At 78.2% G+C, this 17982-nt stretch carries 18 protein-coding genes; 9 read left to right on the forward strand and 9 right to left on the reverse strand.

Translation table 11 applies throughout. The features are described 5' to 3' along the window. Positions 1-125 precede the first annotated feature (125 nt). Positions 126-704, reverse strand: coding sequence for a gamma carbonic anhydrase family protein (locus ACI8AC_RS24150; RefSeq protein WP_456900394.1), 579 nt, complete (start codon positions 702-704; stop codon positions 126-128). A gap of 52 nt (positions 705-756) precedes the next feature. Between ACI8AC_RS24150 and ACI8AC_RS24155 the strand changes: the two genes are divergently transcribed. Beyond that, positions 757-1791 (forward strand): uroporphyrinogen decarboxylase family protein, encoded by a 1035-nt coding sequence (locus tag ACI8AC_RS24155; protein ID WP_456900395.1) that lies wholly within the window; start codon positions 757-759, stop codon positions 1789-1791. 179 nt (positions 1792-1970) lie between these two features. Further along, complete coding sequence (locus ACI8AC_RS24160; protein WP_456900396.1) at positions 1971-2549, forward strand: YdeI/OmpD-associated family protein; 579 nt, start codon at positions 1971-1973, stop codon at positions 2547-2549. A 12-nt stretch (positions 2550-2561) separates the two neighbouring features. On the opposite strand, the gene ACI8AC_RS24165 is transcribed toward ACI8AC_RS24160, so the two are convergent. The 6 genes from ACI8AC_RS24165 to ACI8AC_RS24190 all read right to left on the reverse strand — a co-directional run bounded on the left by ACI8AC_RS24165 (position 2562) and on the right by ACI8AC_RS24190 (position 8810). Further along, positions 2562-3572, reverse strand: a complete 1011-nt coding sequence (locus ACI8AC_RS24165; protein ID WP_456900397.1) for a C40 family peptidase — start codon at positions 3570-3572, stop codon at positions 2562-2564. A gap of 183 nt (positions 3573-3755) precedes the next feature. Continuing rightward, on the reverse strand, positions 3756-4241 hold the full coding sequence (locus ACI8AC_RS24170; RefSeq protein WP_456900398.1) for a hypothetical protein: 486 nt from the start codon (positions 4239-4241) through the stop codon (positions 3756-3758). 72 nt (positions 4242-4313) lie between these two features. Next, a complete protein-coding gene (locus ACI8AC_RS24175) occupies positions 4314-4616 on the reverse strand; it encodes a hypothetical protein (RefSeq protein ID WP_456900399.1) in 303 nt (100 codons plus the stop codon). Positions 4617-4787: 171 nt separating this feature from the next. Then, positions 4788-6176 (reverse strand): metallopeptidase TldD-related protein, encoded by a 1389-nt coding sequence (locus ACI8AC_RS24180; protein ID WP_456900400.1) that lies wholly within the window; start codon positions 6174-6176, stop codon positions 4788-4790. After that, the gene (locus tag ACI8AC_RS24185) at positions 6173-7687 is read right to left on the reverse strand and encodes a TldD/PmbA family protein (protein ID WP_456900401.1); all 1515 of its coding nucleotides are present in this window, start codon (positions 7685-7687) and stop codon (positions 6173-6175) included. Before ACI8AC_RS24185 ends, ACI8AC_RS24180 begins: the two co-directional genes overlap by 4 nt. Before the next feature lie 40 nt (positions 7688-7727). Next, positions 7728-8810 carry a flavin-containing monooxygenase gene (locus ACI8AC_RS24190; RefSeq protein WP_456900402.1) on the reverse strand — a complete coding sequence of 361 codons (1083 nt, stop codon included), beginning with the start codon at positions 8808-8810 and terminating at the stop codon, positions 7728-7730. A 65-nt stretch (positions 8811-8875) separates the two neighbouring features. Here ACI8AC_RS24190 and ACI8AC_RS24195 point away from each other — a divergent pair, with 65 nt between their 5' ends. Beyond that, on the forward strand, positions 8876-10303 hold the full coding sequence (locus ACI8AC_RS24195; protein ID WP_456900403.1) for a dihydrolipoyl dehydrogenase family protein: 1428 nt from the start codon (positions 8876-8878) through the stop codon (positions 10301-10303). 8 nt (positions 10304-10311) lie between these two features. Here ACI8AC_RS24195 and ACI8AC_RS24200 read toward each other — a convergent pair whose 3' ends face one another. Then, positions 10312-10938, reverse strand: coding sequence for a CDP-alcohol phosphatidyltransferase family protein (locus ACI8AC_RS24200; protein WP_456900404.1), 627 nt, complete (start codon positions 10936-10938; stop codon positions 10312-10314). Between the two features lie 99 nt (positions 10939-11037). On the opposite strand from ACI8AC_RS24200, the gene ACI8AC_RS24205 reads away from it, so the two are divergent. From ACI8AC_RS24205 to ACI8AC_RS24220, 4 genes are read left to right on the forward strand one after another with little or no spacing between them, the layout of a single operon-like run. Next, a complete protein-coding gene (locus ACI8AC_RS24205; protein WP_456900405.1) occupies positions 11038-12285 on the forward strand; it encodes an ABC transporter substrate-binding protein in 1248 nt (415 codons plus the stop codon). Next, complete coding sequence (locus ACI8AC_RS24210) at positions 12282-13139, forward strand: ABC transporter permease subunit (RefSeq protein WP_456900407.1); 858 nt, start codon at positions 12282-12284, stop codon at positions 13137-13139. The genes ACI8AC_RS24205 and ACI8AC_RS24210 overlap by 4 nt, the downstream gene beginning before the upstream one ends. After that, the gene (locus tag ACI8AC_RS24215; RefSeq protein ID WP_456900408.1) at positions 13130-13924 is read left to right on the forward strand and encodes an ABC transporter permease; all 795 of its coding nucleotides are present in this window, start codon (positions 13130-13132) and stop codon (positions 13922-13924) included. Before ACI8AC_RS24210 ends, ACI8AC_RS24215 begins: the two co-directional genes overlap by 10 nt. Beyond that, positions 13921-14961: an ABC transporter ATP-binding protein gene (locus ACI8AC_RS24220; protein ID WP_456900409.1), complete on the forward strand. Its 1041-nt coding sequence runs from the start codon at positions 13921-13923 to the stop codon at positions 14959-14961. The genes ACI8AC_RS24215 and ACI8AC_RS24220 overlap by 4 nt, the downstream gene beginning before the upstream one ends. Here the strand turns inward: ACI8AC_RS24220 and ACI8AC_RS24225 are convergent. Then, positions 14948-16360: a radical SAM domain-containing protein gene (locus ACI8AC_RS24225; protein ID WP_456900410.1), complete on the reverse strand. Its 1413-nt coding sequence runs from the start codon at positions 16358-16360 to the stop codon at positions 14948-14950. The two genes, ACI8AC_RS24220 and ACI8AC_RS24225, sit on opposite strands and share 14 nt — an antisense overlap. Positions 16361-16539: 179 nt before the next feature. Between ACI8AC_RS24225 and ACI8AC_RS24230 the strand changes: the two genes are divergently transcribed. Both ACI8AC_RS24230 and ACI8AC_RS24235 read left to right on the forward strand, forming a co-directional pair. Continuing rightward, positions 16540-17070, forward strand: a complete 531-nt coding sequence (locus ACI8AC_RS24230) for a hypothetical protein (protein WP_456900411.1) — start codon at positions 16540-16542, stop codon at positions 17068-17070. A 9-nt stretch (positions 17071-17079) separates the two neighbouring features. Then, entirely contained in the window at positions 17080-17889 is an 810-nt protein-coding gene (locus tag ACI8AC_RS24235; protein ID WP_456900412.1) for an MBL fold metallo-hydrolase, read from the forward strand. Positions 17890-17982: the final 93 nt, after the last annotated feature.

Consider the following 17982-nt stretch of genomic DNA (forward strand, 5'->3'; position numbering starts at 1 on the left):
CCCCCCCCCCCCCCCCCCCCGCCCCGCCCCCCCAACCGCCCCCCCCCCCCGCGCCCCGCCCCCGCCCCGCCCCGCCCCCCCCCCCCCCCCCCCCCCCCCCCGGGAGGCCCGGCCGGGAGGCCCGGTCATCCCATGGCGTCGCCGGGCTGGTGGCCCGCGGGCGGCAGCGGGGTGCGCACGACCGGCCGGACCCGCCGGGCCGAGGGCAGCCGCTCGGTGTAGCTCGCCGCGTTGCCCCGGATGTGCGCCAGGTCGTCGTCGGTGGCCTGCCGCACCACCTTCGCCGGCACCCCGGCGATCACCGACCCGGGCGGGAACTGCTTGCCCTGGGTGACCACGGCCCCGGCCGCGACGATCGAGCCGGACCCGATGCGCGCCCCGTTCATCACCACGCTGCCCATGCCGACCAGCACGTCGTCGTCCACCCGGGCCCCGTGCAGCACCACCCGGTGCCCGACGGTGACGCCGCGGCCGACCACCAGCGGGAACCCCGGGTCGGAGTGCAGGGTGCAGCCGTCCTGCACGTTGGAGCCCTCGCCGATCTCGATCACCTCGGCGTCGGCCCGGGCCACCGCGCCGTACCAGAGGCTCGACCGCGGGCCCATCGTCACCGCGCCGACCACCACCGCGGTGGGCGCCACGAAGGCCTCGTCGTCGATCCGGGGGGCGCCGGAGTCCAGCTCGGCGATGTAGTTGTCGGCCACGGGCCCACCCCAGCACAGGCCGGGTGCCCCCGCACCCGTCAGACTGCCGGGCGTGCCCGCACCCCTCCCGCCGCTGCCCACCTCCGTCGTCGGCAGCCTGCCGCAGCCCGACTGGCTCATCGACCGCGACCGGCTCGCCCACCGGTTCCCGCCGCGGGTCCGCGCCCGGGAGCTGTGGCGGGTCGCGCCGGAGCTCCTGGAGCAGGCCCAGGACGACGCGACGCTGCTGGCGCTGCGGTCGCAGGAGGTCGCGGGCCTCGACATCGTCACCGACGGCGAGCAGCGCCGGGAGTCCTACTCCAACCACTTCGCCACCGCGCTGGAGGGCGTCGACCTCGACACCCCGGGGTCGGTGACCAACCGCTCCGGGCAGCAGATCCCCGTGCCCCGGGTGGTCGGGCCGATCCGCCGTCCGGCGCCGGTGCAGGCCCGCGACGTCGCGTTCCTGCGGGCGCAGACCGACCGGACCGTCAAGGTGACGCTGCCCGGGCCGTTCACGATGGCCCAGCAGGCCCAGGACGAGCACTACGGCGACGACCGGTCCCTCGCGCTGGCCTACGCCGACGTCGTCCGCGAGGAGATCGCCGACCTGTTCGCCGCCGGCGCCGACGTCGTGCAGCTCGACGAGCCGTGGCTGCAGGCCCGGCCGGAGGTGGCCCGCCGGTACGGGGCGGAGGCCGTCACCCGGGCCGTGGAGGGCGCGGCCGGCCCGGTGCACCTGCACCTGTGCTTCGGCTACGCCGCCATGGTGGCCGACCGGCCGACCGGGTACTCGTTCCTGCCCGAGCTGGCCGACACCCCGGTGGACACGGTGTCGGTCGAGACGGCGCAGTCGGGGCTCGACCCCGCGCAGCTGCGCCCGCTGCGCGGCAAGGGCATCGCGCTCGGGGTGCTCGACCTCTCCACGCCGGAGGTCGAGACCCCCGGCCAGGTGGCCGAGCGGGTGCGCCGGGCCCTGGACGACGTCGACGTCGACCGGCTGGTGCTCACCAGCGACTGCGGGCTGAAGTACCTGCCGCGGGCCTCGGCCGAGGGCAAGATGCGCGCCCTGGCGCTGGCCGCGACGCGGCTGCGCGCGGAACTCTGACCGCCCCTCCCCCTCCCGGGAGGCCTGACCCCGCATCCCCGCCGCCGTGATCATGGAGTTGTTGCAGGCCGCGGCGGCGCGTCGTCCGTGTCGTCGGGCAAGAACCCCGTGATCACGGCGAGGCGGGGCGGGGCGGACGGCTCTGGACGGCCGGTGGCGGGGCGGCCAGGATCGCCGTCGTGCCGGTGCCCGACGACCTGCCCGTCCTGGCCTTCCCCGACCAGGCCGCGCTCGAGGCGTGGCTGGAGGCCGAGCACGCCACCGCCCCCGGCCTCTACGTGCGGATCGCGAAGAAGGGCTCCGGCACCCCCTCGGTGACCTACCCGGAGGTGGTCGAGAGCTGCCTGTGCTTCGGCTGGATCGACGGCCGGTCGAACGCGCTCGACGAGCGCGCGTACCTGCAGCGGATCACCCCGCGCCGGCCGCGCAGCATCTGGTCGCAGAAGAACGTCGCCGCGGCGGAGGCGCTCACGGCGGCCGGCCGGATGCGCCCCGCGGGGCTGGCCGCCGTCGAGGCCGCCCGCGCCGACGGGCGGTGGGAGCGGGCCTACGCCGGCCCCGCGACGGCCACCGTGCCCGACGACCTCGCCGCCGCGCTGGACGCGGTCCCGGCGGCGCGGGCGGCGTTCGACGCGCTCGACGGGACCAACCGCTACGCCGTGCTCTTCCGGGTGCAGACCGCCGCCACCCCCGCCACGCGGACCCGCCGCATCCAGCGGCTGGTCACGATGCTCGCCGAGGGCCGGCGGCCGGCCTGAGGAGCCCTGGGTTCAGAGGAGGCGGCGGGCGCCCGCGTAGCCGCGCATGTCCACGGTGGTCACCGCGACCGGCTGCCCGAAGGTCCGCGCGTGCACCATCATCCCGTTGCCCACGTAGATGCCGACGTGGCTGACCGGCGAGTAGAAGTACACGATGTCGCCGGGCTGGAGCTGTGCGCGGGGGACGGCCACGCCCAGCCGCGACTGCGCGCCGCTCGAGTGCGGGAGCGAGACCCCGACCGCCGCGTAGGCGTACTGGGTCAGGCCCGAGCAGTCGAACCCGTCGGGCCCCGAGTCGCCCCACACGTACGGGTCGCCGACCTGCGCCAGGGCGGTGGCGACGACGGTGCCCGCGGCCTCGCTGGGCGCCGCCGCGACGACCGCGGCGGTGGACGGCGGCGGCAGCGCCGGGCCGGCCAGGGTCGCGGTGACGGTGGCCTGCTCCGCGGCCGACAGGCGGGCGAAGTCGGCCTCGTACTCGTCGATCCGCCGCTGCACCTCGGCGTGCTGCTCCTGCAGCGTGGCCAGGGACGCCTGCGCCTGGGCCGCCGCCTGGTCCGCGGCGGCCCGGGCCTCGTCGGCGGCGCGCTGGGCGGCCGAGACCTCGGCGATCAGCCCCTCGGTGTGGTCGGCGATCAGGTCGAGGGTGGTCATCTGCTGGACGACGTCGGCGGCCGAGTCGCCGGTGAGGAAGGCGGCCATCCGCGACCGGCTGGTCTGCGAGCTCTGCGCCAGCGCCCGCAGCTGCGGCTCGTAGGCGGCCAGGGCGGCCTGCGCCTCGGCGGCCGTCGCGGCCGCGGCGGTGGCGGCGGCCTGCTGCTCGGCGACGGTGACCTCGGCCTGGTGGACCTGCTCGTCGAGGTCGGTCAGCTGCTGGCCGGTCTCGGCCACCAGCCGCGCCGCCTCGTCCGCGGTGCCCGGCGTGGCGCCGGCGGGGGTCGGGCCCAGGACGACGGCGGCGGCCGCCCCGACCGCCAGAGCGGCGCCCGCCCAGCGTCGGCGCGTCGTGCGGCTGCGCAGCATGCCGTCCCCTCCCCGTGCCACCCGGCCGTCCCGAGCGGGTTGCTACGCACGGTAGGGAGAGATCACCGCGGCGTGAGGGTCGGCGCGCGGGCCGGACGGCTCCCGGCGCACCCCGCCCGTCACACCCGCCCCAGGGATGTGCTCGCGCCGCAGCGGGCGGGGGTTCGGCGTCGGGTCGGTGCGCTACCGGCGGGGGCCGGCGGCGCCGGAGGGCTCCCGGTCGGGCGCCAGGGCCACCAGGCGGTCGGCGACCGCGCCGGTCACCAGCGAGTAGACGGTCTTGCCGGCCACGTCCACGACCTGGTCGCGGCGGGACCAGGTCCACGGCGGCGACCCGACGCCGGTGGCGTTCTCCAGGGTCTGGTCGGTGGCCAGGCGGACGGAGGTGTGCCAGAGCGAGGCACGCCAGCCCCGCAGGCCGACCGCCGACCACACCCCGCGCAGGGTGCCGACCAGCGCCCCGGTCCCCCAGTGCATGAGGTGGTTGAGCACCGGCGGGCGCGCCGAGCCCGGCAGCCGGCGCCGGGTGGTCAGGGCGGTCAGCGTGCGCCCGGGCACGTAGGAGTCGGGACGGGAGGTCACGGACTGCTCGACCAGTTCGGCGAGCGTCATCGCCGCGGTGCCGGCCAGGCCGGCCACGGCGCCACGGAGGGCGGAGCGGGCGAGCATGCCCCGCCCTCTACCCGGCCCGTCGCGGGGGAACCCCGCTCGCCGCGAGCGGCGGGGGCAGGGGGTCCCTTCTCAGCCGGCGAGGGGCTCCTGGGCGTCCAGGCCGGCGACGGACTCGAGGTCGCGCAGGACGGCGCCGAGCTCGTCGGCCGTCCAGGGCTCGCAGCAGTCGCAGCCGTCGGGGCGGAAGCTGGCCAGGCCGAGCAGGCCGCGGGCCTGGTCCTCGGCGATGGCCAGGTGGCCGGCGGAGGGGTGCCGGTGGCAGGCGCAGGCCGCGGCGCACAGCCCCAGGCCCCAACCGGAGACGACGACCACGTCACCGTCCTCCCAGACCTGACCGATCTGGAAGACCGATGGCTTCTGGTTCCGCGTCATGAGGAGCTCCCCTCGACGGCCCCCTCCGTGGGGCCTCCCGTGCAAGTAGGGACACGTTAACTGCGGAGAGTGCGCGCGTGTGCACGGCGTGCTGTCAGTGGGACGGATGGGGACACCGGGGTGCCCCGGAGGGGTGAGACGTACCGCGGCGCCCGGGGCGGTGCGCCGCGGTCAGCTCGCGGGGCTCACCGAGCTCATGTGGAAGTCGGGGACCCGCACCGTCGGCATCGCCGCCCGCGTGAACCAGTCGCTCCACTCCCGGGGCAGCGTCCGCTCGGTGCGCCCGCCCTCGGTGATCCGGCCCAGCAGGTCGACCGGCGACTCGTTGAAGCGGAAGTTGTTCACCGACCCGACGACCTCACCGCCCTCGACGAGGAAGACGCCGTCCCGGGTCAGCCCGGTCAGCAGCAGGGTCTGCGGGTCGACCTCGCGGATGTACCAGAGGGTGGTCAGCAGCAGGCCGCGGTCGGTGGCCGCCACCATGTCGTCGAGGGACGCCGTCGCCTCGGGGACCTCGAGCACCAGGTTGTCGACCGCGGCCGTCGCCGGTGCGGTCGTGCGCAGCGCCCAGGCGCGGGGGCGGATCAGCTCGGTGAGCACGCCACCGGAGATCCAGTCCACCGCGGGTGTCGCCATCCCGTTGTCGAACACCGACGCCGCGCCCGAGGACCCGGAGACCACCTGGAACGGGCAGGCCTCCAGGCCCGGCTCGAAGGGGTCGCTGCGCAGGGTCAGCGGGAGCGCGGCCAGGCGCTCGCCGATCCGGTTGCCGCCGCCGGCCCGCGCGTAGACGTTGCGGCCCTCGTCGGCGTCCCGGGCCTCCATCGTCCAGTAGGCGTAGACCATGAGGTCGGCCAGCGCCGAGGGCGGCAGCAGGGTCTCGTACCGGCCGGCGGGCAGCTCGACGCGCCGCTGCGCCCAGTCCAGCTTGCGGGCGACCTCGCCGGCCAGCGCCCCCATCGAGACGTCGGTGAAGTCGCGGGTCCCGGCGCCCGCCCACACCGAGCGGCCGTGGTCGGCGGTCTTGCCGTTGAGCTCCACCCGCCCGGTGGGCTGGTCGTGGCGCAGCCGCAGGCCCGTGGAGGTGCCCAGGTAGGTCGTCGCCATCGAGTGCTCGGCGAAGCCGAAGAGCTTCTCGCCGCGGTCGCGGGCGGCCCCGAAGGCCTCCCCGAGGGCGGGGGCGAGCTCGGCGAACACGCCGATGGAGGTGTCCGCGGCCTCGGCGTCCCAGGGCCCGGAGCCCGGCGGGGTCTCGCCCACCAGCGGGACGGCGTCCTCCGCGGGCCCGGCGTCCCGGGCGGCCTGCTCGCTGGCGGCCACGAGCTCGGCGACGTCCGGCGTGCCGGTGCGCGCGACGGTGCCCGCCGCCATCCCGGCGCCGCCGTCGACGAAGGAGACGACCACGACCTGGCGGGAGCGCATCACGCCGTTGGTCGTGAGGCTGTTCGAGGCCCAGCGCAGGTTGGCCGCCGAGCTCTCCACGACGAAGGTCACCTGCCCGTCGGCGGTGGAGGCGGCCAGGGCCTGCTCGACGACGTCCTGCGGGCGGGCGGGGTTCACCGGCCGGCCTCCTGCACCGTGTTGAGGATCGTGACGTTCTCGAACAGGGCGGTCGGGCAGCCGTGGCTGACCGGCGCCACCTGCCCCGGCTGGCCCTTGCCGCAGTTGAAGGCGCCGCCGAGCACGTGGGTCTGCGGCCCGCCGACGGCGGCCAGGGAGCCCCAGAACTCGGTGGTGGTCGCCTGGTAGGCGACGTCCCGGAGCTGCCCGGCCAGCCGGCCGCCCTCGATGCGGAAGAAGCGCTGGCCGGTGAACTGGAAGTTGTAGCGCTGCATGTCGATCGACCAGCTCTTGTCGCCGACCACGTAGATGCCGCGCTCGACGCCGGCGATGACCTCCTCGGTCGAGGGCCCGCCGGGCGCCGGCCGCAGCGACACGTTGGCCATCCGCTGCACCGGCACGTGCTGGGCGGAGTCGGCGAAGGCGCAGCCGTTCGAGCGCGGCAGCCCGCCCAGCCGCGCGGTGTTGCGGTCCACCTGGTAGCCGACGAGGACGCCGTCGCGGACGACGTCCCACTCCTGGGCCTGCACGCCCTCGTCGTCCCAGCCGATCGTGGACAGCCCGTGCGGGGTGACCCGGTCGCCGGTGACGTTCATCAGCTCCGAGCCGTAGCGCAGCGTGCCCAGCCGGTCGGGGGTCGCGAACGAGGTGCCGGCGTAGGCGGCCTCGTAGCCGAGCGCCCGGTCGAGCTCGGTGGCGTGCCCGACCGACTCGTGGATGGTCAGCCACAGGTTCGAGGGGTCGACGACGAGGTCGTAGCGCCCCGGCTCCACCGAGGGGGCCTTCGTCTTCTCGCGCAGCAGCTCGGGGATCCCGGCCAGCTCGGCGTCCCAGTCCCAGCCCGTGCCGGTGAGGTACTCCCAGCCCCGGCCGGCCGGCGGGGCCAGCGTGCGCATGCTCTCGAAGGACCCGGTGGCCCGGTCGACGGTGAGCGCGGTCAGGTCGGAGGCGGTGCGCACCCGCTGCTGGGTGGTCCGGGTGCCGGCGGTGTCGGCGTAGAACTTCTGCTCCTTGACCGCCGTGCAGCCGGCCTGGACGTGCTCGACCCCGTCGGCGGCCAGGAGCCGCTCCGAGCGCTCGCGCAGCAGCCCGGTCTTCTCGGCGTCGGGCACGGTGAAGGGGTCGACGTCGTAGTCGGAGACCCAGGTGACGCCGGCGTGGACCGGCTCGGGGGCCAGCTCGACGCGGTCGGTGGCCACCGCCGCCGACACCCGCGCCACCTCGACGGCCTCCTCGGCCAGCCGCACCGCCTCGGCCGCCGTGAGGACGACGCCGGCGGCGAAGCCCCACGTGCCCTCGTGGACCACGCGGACGGCCAGGCCGAGGTCCTCACCGTCGGCCAGCGCCTCCAGGCGGGCGTCGCGCAGGCTGATGGTCTGCGTCCGGATCCGCTCGACGCGCAGGTCGGCGTGCTCGCACCCGAGGTCGCGGGCGCGGGTCAGCGCCGCGTCGGCCAGCGCGGGGAGCGGCAGGGCGAGGAAGGAGGCGTCGACGTCGCGGGGTCCGGCCACCGGGTCTGTCTACCAGCCGGTGCGGACGGGCCCGCCGGGGTCACGCCGACCGGCCGCCCCCGCCCAGCGCGCGGCGGATGCGGTGGGCGGTGCGGCCGGCGTCCCGGTCCACGCCGTCCACCAGCCCGGAGTTGACCCGGGTCTGCCAGGGCAGGCCCATCCAGTGCAGGCCGGGGACCGGCGAGGCGCCGCGCCGGTGCACGGGTTCCCCGCCCGGCCCCAGGGCGCCGGGCACCTCGACCCAGCCGGTGTCGGGGAGGAAGCCGGTGCACCAGAGGACGGCGCGCACCGGGAGGAGGCCGCCGTCGGCCAGCCGGACCGCGCGGCCGGAGGCGCCCACCACCCGGTGCGGCACCAGGCGCACCCGCCCGGCCGCGACCGCGCGGTGCAGGTCCCGGCCGAACACCGCCTCGCCCCGGCGCCGCACCAGCCGTCCCACCGGCGTGCCGCTGCCGGCGTTCAGCACCCCGGTGACCAGCAGCCACCGGTAGAGGCTGATCCCCAGCACGTGCGTCGGCAGCGCCCGGGGGACGCCGGGTGCGGCCACCGTGACCGGCCGGGTGGCGGCCAGCTCGAGGGCGAGCTGGGCCGCGGAGTTGCCGCCGCCCACGACCAGCACCGGGCCGTCGGGCAGGTCGGCCGGTCGCCGGTAGGCGGAGGAGTGCAGCGCCACCACGTCGGGGGCCAGGGCGGCCGCGGCGCCGGGCACCCGGGGCCGGCGGTGGGCGCCGGTGGCCACGACGACCTGCCGGGCGGTCACCCCCCCGGCCGGGGTCGCGGCGCGGAAGCACGTCCCGGCCCGCGTCAGCCGGGTGACCGGTGCACCGGACACCACCGGGACGTCGAGGACCTCGGCGTAGCGCCGCAGGTAGCCGGCCATCTCCAGCCGGGTCGGGCACTCCCCGGGGCCGGGCGGGAAGGGCAGGCCGGGCAGCGTGCTGAACCGGCGGGGGGTGAACAGCCGCAGGCTGTCCCAGCGCCCCGTCCAGCCCGCGCCGACCTCCGCGGTCTCGAGCACGAGGACGTCGGTGATCCCCGCGTCGACCAGCCGGCGGGCGGTGCCGAGCCCCGCCTGGCCCGCACCGACGACGAGGACGTCGACCGTGCGTCCGGGCAGGCTCACCGGCCCCATCCTGCCCGCGCCCGCCCACCCGGTGCCGTGGTGCGCCATCCCCTAGCGTGCGACGGGTGCGCCGCGAAGCCGCCCCGTGGGACCTGCTCGTCGTCGGCGGGGGCACGGCCGGCCTGGTCGGCGCCCACACCGCGGCCACCCTCGGCGCCCGGGTCGCGCTGGTCGAGCGGGACCGCACCGGGGGCGACTGCCTGTGGACCGGGTGCGTGCCCTCCAAGGCGCTGCTGGCGGCCGCGGCCGCGGCGGCCGACGCCCGCGCGGCGCACCGCCTCGGCGTCGACGTCGGCGACGTTCGGGTGGACTTCGCCCGGGTGCGGGCGCACGTGCAGGCCGCGATCCGGACCCTGCAGCCCGAGGACTCCCCCGAGGCGCTCGAGGCGGCCGGCGCGACCGTGCTCGCCGGCGAGGCGGTGCTCACCGCGCCCGACCGGGCCCGCGTCGGCGACCGGGAGGTGCCCTTCCGCGCGGCGCTGCTGGCCACCGGCGCCGCGCCGCTGCTGCCCCCCGTGCCGGGGCTGGCCGCGGCCGGCCCGCTGACCAGCGAGACGGTGTGGGACCTCGAGGAGCTGCCCGGCCGGGTGGTGGTGCTGGGCGGGGGCCCCATCGGCTGCGAGCTCGGGCAGGCCCTCGCCCGGCTCGGCGCCGAGGTCGCCGTCGTCGACGCCGCCGACCGGCTGCTCCCCGAGGAGGACGCCGACGCCGCGGCGACCGTGACCGCCGCCCTGCGCCGCGACGGGGTGCAGGTGCACACCGGCGCCGCGGCCGCGCGGGTCGCCCCGGGCGTGCTGCACCTGGCCGACGGCACGCGGCTGGCCTTCGACCGGCTGTTCGTGGCCGTCGGGCGGCGGGCCCGCACCGGCGGGCTGGGCTGCGCCGCGGCCGGCGTCGACCTCCGGGACGACGGGACCGTCGCCGTCGACGCCACGCTGCGCACGACCAACCCCCGCGTGTGGGCGGCCGGCGACGTCACCGGCCCGCCGTTCCTCACCCACACCGCCGGGATGCACGGCAGCGTGGCGGCCGGCAACGCCGTGCTGGGGCTGGCCCGCCGGATCGACCCCGTCGTCCCCCGCGTCACCTACACCTCCCCCGAGCTGGCAGCGGTCGGGGTCCGGCCCGACGAGGCGCGGGCCGCCGGGCTGACCGTCCGCCGGGTGCCGCACACCCGGCTGGACCGCGCGGTCACCGAGGGCGTGACGGACGGGTCCACCGCGCTCGTCCTCGACCGGCGCCGGCGGGTGGTCGGCGCGACCGTCGTCGGGCCCCGGGCCGGGGAGACCCTCGCCGAGCTGACCCTCGCCGTCCGCCGGGGCCTGCGCGCCCGCGACCTCGCCGGCACCACGCACGCCTACCCGACGTACGACGACGCGGTGGTCGACGCCGCGCTCGACGACCTGCGCGCCCGGCTGGCCGCGCCGGTGCCCGCCGCGCTGCTGCGGGCGGTGGTGCGGCTGCGGCGGTGGACCGACCGCGGCGCCCGGTGACCCCCGGGTCAGCGCAGCAGCCGGTACCCGGCGCGGATGCGGTACCCGGCGGTGACGGCGACGACGGCCGCCCACCCCCAGGCCAGCTGCCAGGCGACCGCCGGCAGCAGCAGCCACAGCGCGTGCACCGCGATCGTCTCGGTGCCCTCGGCCAGCCCGCCGAGGAACGACAGCGAGCGGCCGTCGTCGAGCTGCCGGCCGGCCCGCTCGGCGATCGAGGAGAAGGCCAGGAACGCCGTCCCGTTGACGTAGTAGGCGAGCAGGACGACGAGGAAGGGCTCCCACGGCGCGCCGAACTCGCGGGTCGCCCCGAGCGCGACCCCGAGCACGCCGGCGCCGTACACGCAGAAGTCCGCGGTGATGTCGAGGAACCCACCGGCCCCGGCGTCCGCCGGGCCGCCGGCCGCGCGCCGGCGGCGGGCCAGCGGCCCGTCCAGCCCGTCGGCGGCCCGGGAGACCAGCCACAGCACCAGGGCGGGCAGCCACCAGGCGGCGGCCGCGGCCCCGGCGCTGCCCAGGCCGAGGACCAGGCCGGCCACCGTCAGCCGGTCGGGCGTCACGGCCGGCCGGTCCAGCAGGGCCGCCACCCGGGCCAGCGGGGCGTCGAGCAGGCGGCGGGCGGCACCGTCGAGCACGCGCACGCTCCTCCCGGGGCCGGCCGTCGGGCCCGGGGGCATCCGGGGCGGCCGTCCGGCACGAAGGAAACCAGACAGCCCGCACCGCAGGAGGACGCCGTGCCCCGAGCCCCCCGACGCCCGGCCGCCCGTGCCCTGGTCGCCGTCCTGCTGGCCGGACCGGTGGCGCTGCCCGGCTGCGCCGCGCCGGGGGCCGAGGCCCCCGCCGCGGCCGAGCGGCCCTGGGAGGAGGTGCTGGCGCAGGCCCGGGGCCAGACCGTGGACCTGTGGATGTACGGCGGGGACGAGCAGGGCAACGCCTACGTCGACGACGTCCTCGCCCCGGGGGCGGCCGGGCTCGGCGTCACCCTGCGGCGCGTGCCCGTGGCCGACACCGGCGAGGCGGTCGACCGGGTGCTCGCCGAGCGCCAGGCCGGGGTCACCGACGGCGACGTGGACCTGGTGTGGGTCAACGGCGAGAACTACGCCACCGGGCGGCAGGCCGGCGCCTGGCTCTGCGGGTGGGCCGGCATGCTGCCCAACGCCCGGTACACCGACCCCGACGACCCGCTGCTGACCCGCGACTTCGGCGTCCCGGTCGAGGGCTGCGAGTCGCCGTGGCACAAGGCGCAGTTCACGCTGGTGTACGACGCGGCGCGGGTGCCCGACCCGCCGACGACGCTGGCCGGCGTCCTGGCGTGGGCGGAGGCCAACCCGGGCCGCTTCACCTACCCGGCCCCGCCGGACTTCACCGGGTCGGTGTTCGTCCGGCAGGTGCTCACCGGCGTCACCGGCGGGCCCGGCGAGGTGCCGCTGGAGTTCTCCCAGGAGGCCTACGACGAGCTCACGCCGGCGCTGTTCGGGCGGCTGCGGGCGCTGGCCCCGTCGCTGTGGCGGGGCGGGGAGACCTACCCGCAGACGCTGCAGGAGCTCGACCGGCTCTACGCCGACGGGCAGGTGGACCTCACGATGACCTACGGCCCGGCCACGCTGACCGACCTGGTCGCCGACGGCACCTTCCCGGCCACCACCCGGGTGCTGACCCTGGAGGAGGGCACCTTCGGCAACGCGAGCTTCCTGGCGCTCCCCTCCACCTCCGGCGACAGCGCGGGGGCGATGGTCGTCGCCGACCTGGCGCTCTCCCCCGAGCAGCAGCTGGCCAAGGCCGACCCGGCCACCTGGGGCCAGTTCACCGTCCTCGACCTCGACCGGCTCGACCCCGCCGACCGGCGCGGGTTCGAGCAGCTGCCCGCCTCCCCCGTCGTCCCGCCCTACGCGGAGCTCGCGGCGAACGCCCGGCCGGAGCTGTCGGCCGGCTGGGTGACCGCCCTCGACGAGGGCTGGCGGACGACGGTGCTCGGCGGGTGAGCCGGCCGCCGGGGGCCCGGGGACGGCGGACCGGGCTGCTGCTCGTGCTGCCGGCGCTGGTGCCCGCGGTCGCCGTGGTCGGCGCCGCGCTCACCTCGGCGCTGCTGGCCGCGCTCGGCCTGGCCCCGCTGGTCGGCGAGCCCCGGCTGACCGGTGCGGCGTTCACCGCGCCGGCCGACCAGCTGGCCTCCGCCGTCCCCCTCTCGCTGGCCATCGCCGCCGCGGCCACCGCCGTGGCGGCGGTCGTCGGCCTGGCCCTGGCGCTGGCGGCCGTCGCCGCGGCCCGCCGCAGCCGGCTGCTCGGCGGGCTCAGCGCGGCGACCGTCCCGGTGCCGCACCTGGTCGGCGCGGCGGCGATGGGCCTGCTGCTGGCCGACGCGGGGTTCCTCCCGCGGCTGCTCGGCGTGGCGCCGGAGGACTGGCCGGCCCTGGTCGGCGGCCGCTGGTGGGTGGCCGTGGTCGCCGAGTACGCCTGGAAGGAGTCGGCCTTCGTCGCGCTGGTCGTCGGGGGCGTGCTGGCCTCCCGGTCGCGTTCGTACGGGGAGGCCGCGGCGGTGCTCGGCGCCGGCCGGTGGGCCCGGTTCCGCACGGTCACCCTGCCGCTGGCCGCCCCCGCGCTGGGCGCGGCCTCGGCGATCTCCTTCGTGTACGTGCTCGGGTCCTACGAGGTGGCCGCGCTGCTCGGCCGGGCCGCCCCGGAGCCGCTGCCGGTGCTCGCCGTCCGGCTGTCCACCTCGATCGACCTGGCCGCCCGGCCCCAGGGCGCGGCCGTCGCGGTGGTCACCGCCGGGCTGGCGCTGCTCGCGGTCCTCCTCTCCCTGCGCACGCTGCGGCGGCTGGCGGCGTGGGGCTGACCGGGCTGTGCGCCGGCGCGCGGCTGGGCCGTGCGGTGCTCGCCACCTGGCTGGTGCTGCCGCTGGTGCCGCTGCTGCTCTGGGCGGTCGCCGACCGGTGGTCGGCCCCGGCGGTGCTCCCCCAGGAGCTGGGCACCGCCGGGCTGCAGGACGCCCTGGCCGCCGGGGGTACCGCCGCGCTGGCCCGGTCGGCGGCGCTGGGGGCGGCGGTCGCGCTGCTGGCCACCCCCCTGGGCGCCCTGGCCGCGCGGGCGCTGGTCGTGCACCGGGTCCCGCTGCCGGGCGCGGTGCTCGCCGTGCTGCTCTCGCCGCTGGTCCTCCCGCCGTTCGCCGTGGCGCTGGGCCTCGACGTGCTGCTGCTGCGGCTGCGGGTGCCGGCGACCGCCGGCGTCGTCCTGCTGCTCACCGTGGCCGCCCTGCCCTACACCACGGTCGTGCTGCGGGCCGCGCTCGCCGCGCAGGACCGCGGCTTCGAGGAGGAGGCCCGGACACTGGGCGCCTCCCCCTGGCAGGTGCTGCGCGGGGTGCAGGTCCCGCTGCTCGCGCCGGCCCTGGCCGGCGCGGCCTTCCTGGCGTTCCTCGTCGGCTGGAGCGACTACGTGGTGACCCTGCTCGTCGGCGGCGGCCGGCTGGTGACGCTGCCGCTGCTCATCGGGTCGGCGGCCTCGGCGACCGGCAACGAGGCGCAGGTGGCCGTGCTGTCGCTGGCGGCGGTGCTGCCGCCGCTGGCGCTGCTGGCGCTGGTCGGGCTGCCGGGTCGCCGGGCGCGCGGGGGACGGCGGTGAGCGGGGAGCTGCGGCTGGCCGGCCTGACCCGCGTGCACGGCCGGGGCCGGCCGCCGGCGCTGGACGGCCTGGACCTCGCGGTGCCGGCCGGGTCCTGCGTGGCGGTGCTCGGGCCCTCCGGCTCCGGCAAGAGCACCGTGCTGCGGCTGACCGCGGGCCTGGACCAGCCGACCCGCGGCAGCGTGCACCTCGACGGCCGCGACCTCGCCGGCGTCCCCCCGGAGCGGCGGGGCATGGCGATGGTCTTCCAGCGGCCGCTGCTGTTCCCGCACCTGTCGGTGCGCGACAACGTCGCCTACGCCGACCGGGTGCGCGGGGTCCCGCGGCGGCGGGCCCGCGGGCGGGCCGGGGAGTTCCTCGACCTGGTGGGCCTGGCCGGTCTCGGCGACCGGGCGCCCCGCGAGCTCTCCGGCGGGCAGGAGCAGCGGGTGGCCCTGGCCCGCGCGCTGGCCGCCGAGCCGCGGGTGCTGCTGCTCGACGAGCCGTTCAGCGCGCTGGACACCCCGTTGCGCGAGGAGATGCACGAGCTGCTGGCCGACCTGCGGGCCCGGCTGGCCCCGACCGTCCTGCTGGTCACGCACGACCCCGCGGAGGCCGCCGCCCTGGCCGACACCGTGGCGGTGCTCGAGGCCGGGCGGCTGCAGCAGCACGGGCCGGTGGCCGAGCTGCACGCCCGGCCGGCGTCCCTGGCGGTCAGCCGGCTGCTCGGCGGGCGCACCGAGGTCCCCGGGGTGGTGCGCGGCGGCGTGCACTCCTCGCCGCTGGGCCCCCTGGCGCTGCCCGGGGCGGTCGCGGACGGGCCCGGGGTGCTCGTCGTCCGGCCCGAGGCGGTCGGGCTCGCCGGCGGGGACGCCGACGTCACCGGCACCGTCGTCCGGGTGCGGTACCGCGGGCTGCGCCCGCTGGTCACGGTGGACGCCGGCGGGGTCGCCGTGCACGCCGAGCTGGCCCCGGGGGACGACGTCGCCGTGGGCGCGGTCGTGGGCCTGCGGCTGCCGGTCGCCGCCCGGCACGTCGTCCCCGTCAGACCGGCGTGAGCGGCAGCAGCCGGCGCAGCCGCGCGTTCTCCCCCGGGTCGAGCACCGAGTGCTGCACGCAGGCGGGCACCAGCTCCCCGGTCCCCGGGTGGGCCATCGAGTACGTGCAGGCCGCCAGCCGCTCCTGGGTGGCGCGCAGCCGCGGGTCGCCGGCGGTCTCGCCGCGCCGCATGAGCTCCCAGGCCGGGGCCACGTCGGCGGCGTCCATGAAGCTGTGCACCTCGAAGGTCATCAGGCCCAGCCGGCGGGCCCGGGCGGCGGCCAGCAGCCGCCGCGGCCCCCCGGCCCGGCGCACCACCCGGCGGGCCCAGCGCAGCGCGACCGCGACGTCCCCCGGGTGGTGGCGCAGCACCCGCAGCACCTTGACGGCCAGCAGCAGCGGCGGGGTGCCGCTGAAGGCCACCCCGCCGAAGTGGGCGAGGAACGCGTCCCGGGCGGCCACCTCCGCCGGGTCGGCGGGGTCGACGAACGGGTGCCAGACGCCGTCGGCCAGGAACCCGAAGGCCAGCCGGTTGCAGCGCGGGTCCCCGAACTCGACCGCCTCGTGGGGTACCCGGCGGCCCAGCGCGCGCTCCAGCTCCGCCCACACCGCGTCGGCGTCGACCGCGGCGTAGCTCTCCGTCCACCGGCGCGCGTCCCCGACGTGCGCGGCCGGCTGGAAGCTCATCATCGAGAACCCCATCGGCAGCACGGCGCGGACCGTGCCGGCGACCTGGCCGAGGTTGGCCGGCGCCACGGTCATGGTGTGGGCCAGGTAGTACCGCAGGCCGGTCCGGGCGCGCAGGTCCCGGAACTGCTGCACGAAGCGCTGCCGGAACGGGTGCAGCTCGGCCTCGCTGCGCGGCCGCACCGCCCCGCGGCGGCCGCGCATGAGCGAGTCGAAGTGCCCGGCGAAGCTGACCCGGTCGAACCGCAGCCGCCCGTCGGGGCCGGTGACCAGCGCGCGCAGGTACCCGGCGTCGACGTCCCCGTGCGTCATCGACATCGGTGAGCGGCCGGCGTCGCGCATCGCCTGCAGCGCCGCGGCGTGGTCGTCGGGGGCCAGCAGGGTGACCTCGCCGCCGATGAGCTGGGCGTGCGCGTAGGGCCCGCGCCGCCGGCACAGCAGGGCCATCTGGGCGGTGACCTCGCGCAGCGTGTGCCCGCCGTCCACGCGCACCTTGTTCGCGTCCGCCGAGTGGTAGCAGGGCGTGCAGGTCAGGTTGCAGCGGGGGAAGACGCCGTGCGTCCCCTCGCAGCCGACCGCGTGCCGGCCGAGGGTCTGCGCGGGCGTCCGGACGTGCGCGGGCAGCGCCGCCCACCGCTCGGCCAGGGCCCGCGCCGTCTCCGGGTGCACCGGCCGGGTGCGCTCGACCAGCTCCCGCCACCGTGCCGTCAGCCGTGCCGTCAGCCGTCCCACCGGGCCTCCTCGTCGCCTCGCCCCGGTGGCCGTGCCGTGCTCGTGCCGCCCCCTGACGCGGCCGCCCACCGGTCCCGCCGTCCAGCCTGCCCGGGCGCGGCCGTCCCCGCCGAATGGCGGCGGGCGGATCGGGTACGTGCTGCACCTCACCGCCCCGACACCCCCGCCGAGGAGTTCCCATGGCCCGCAACACCCTGTCCCGGTCCCTGCACGACGTCGGCCTCGCCGCCTGGTTCGGCGGCACGCTGGCCAACGCGGTGGCCCTCAACGCCGCCGCGGCCGAGGCCGGGGGCGCCAAGGGCAGCGCACGGGTGGCCGACCTGGGCTGGGACCGCTGGACCCCGGTCAACGCCGTCGCCATCGGTGCGCACCTGGTCGGCAGCGTCGGCCAGCTGGCGGGCAACCGCGGCCGGGTGGCCCGGCAGAAGGGCGTGGCCGGCACCTCCGCGCTCAAGACCCTGCTCACCGCGGCCGCCCTGGGCGTCACCGCCTACAGCCGCTCGCTGGGCCGGGTGGCGCACGGCTCCCCGGCCCGCTCCGGGACCCGGCCGTCGAAGGTGAGCCGGAAGCAGGCCGCGGCGGCGCGGGAGCAGCTCGACCGCCTGCAGTGGGCGGTCCCCGCGCTGACCGGCGCGCTGGTGTGGGTCAGCTCCTACGCCGGGGAGCAGCAGCGGCCCAGCGAGGTGGCCCGCGGCGTGGCGCAGCGCTGAGCGCCGGCCGTGGCCGTCCCGCCCGGTAGCGACGACGTCACCCTCACCTTCGGCGGCACCGCCACCACCCTGCTGCGCATCGGGCCGTTCACGCTGCTCACCGACCCGAACTTCCTGCACCGGGGGCAGTGGGCGCACCTGGGCTACGGGCTGCGCAGCCGGCGGCGCACCGACCCCGCGCTGGTGCCCGCCCAGCTCCCCGAGCTGGACGCCGTGGTCCTCTCCCACATGCACGGCGACCACTGGGACCGCGTGGCCACCCGCGCGCTGCCCAAGGAGGTCCCGGTGGTGACGACCCCCGAGGCCGCCCGCTGCCTGGACCGGCGCGGGTTCACCGCCGCCGCCGACCTGCGGGCCTGGCAGACCCACGAGCTCTCCCGCGGGGAGGAGGCCCTGCGCGTCACCAGCGTGCCCGGCGTGCACGGCCCCGGCCCGCTCGCCCGGCTGCTGCCCGAGGTCATGGGCAGCGTGCTGGAGCTCGTCCGGGGCGGCCAGGTCGCCTGGCGCGGCTACGTCACCGGCGACGTCCTCTTCCGCCGCTCGCTGGGCGAGGTGCTCGAGCGGTGCGGCCCGCTGGACGCCGTCGTCCCCCACCTGGGCGGCACGAAGGTGCTCGGGGTGACCGTGACCATGGACGCCCGCCAGGGCGCGGACCTGGTGGACCTGCTGCGCCCGCCGCTGGTCGTGCCGGTGCACTTCGACGACTACGGCGTGTTCCGGGACCCGCTCGGCAACTTCGTCCGCGAGGTGGCCGAGCGCCGGCTGCCGGGCACGGTGCGCACCGTGATGCGCGGCGAGACGGTGCCCCTGCGGGCGTGAGCGGAGTGGGGGGGGGGGGGGGGGCGTGCCCCGCCGCCACCCCCGCCGCCCCGCCGCCGCCGCGCGGCGCGGGGGGGGGCCTCGCGGGCTCCG

The organism is Geodermatophilus sp. SYSU D00758 (assembly GCF_054049955.1).